This is a genomic window from Flagellimonas algicida (assembly GCF_049629585.1).
Lineage (GTDB): Bacteria > Bacteroidota > Bacteroidia > Flavobacteriales > Flavobacteriaceae > Flagellimonas.
The window spans coordinates 1-676 of the sequence record NZ_JBMYIX010000007.1 but is presented as its reverse complement, the minus strand read 5'-3'; the positions used below and the strand labels follow the sequence as shown (position 1 = coordinate 676).

Below are 676 nucleotides of genomic sequence, written 5' to 3'. Positions count from 1 at the left end.
GTCAACGGAGGTACGGACATCAGCGTGAGCGGAAGCGGCACCACCGGCGACCCTTATATTGTGAACAGTACCTTCACCGAAGTGGATGGCAGCATCACCAACGAGATACAGGATCTGGCGAGCGTGCTCGGAGAGGGTAACAGCGCGGGTACATCCATCACGAACGTGACGGACCCGACCAACGCGCAGGACGCGGCCACGAAGAACTATGTGGACAGCCAGATCACGGCGAACGCCGCTGACGGATCGGAGACCATCGTGAACGGGGGCACGGACATCAGCGTGAGCGGAAGCGGTACCAGTGGCGATCCTTATGTGGTGAACAGTACCTTCACAGAGGTCGATGGAAGCGTTACCAATGAGATCAACACCCGCTTCGAGGTAAGTGGGGCGAACCTTGAGATAGAGGACAGCAACGGGACCCTACAGGTACCCTTGGCGAACTTGGGCAGTGACGACCAGACCCTGTCGGAGGTACTCTCCGAAGGCAACAGCGCGGGGACCTCGATCACCAATGTGACGGACCCTACCAATGCCCAGGACGCCGCCACGAAGAACTATGTGGACAGCCAGATCACGGCGAACGCCGCTGACGGATCGGAGACCGTGGTCAACGGGGGCACGGACATCAGCGTGAGCGGAAGCGGTACCACTGGCGACCCTTATATCGTGAACA

Annotated in this window: 1 protein-coding gene; it reads left to right on the top strand. The window is 59.6% G+C overall.

Going from position 1 to position 676, the window contains the following annotated elements; translation table 11 throughout:
• Positions 1-282: 282 nt before the first annotated feature.
• Positions 283-676: hypothetical protein (locus ACPD8L_RS17235; protein ID WP_423944895.1), on the top strand; the 394-nt coding region annotated here is incomplete at its 3' end.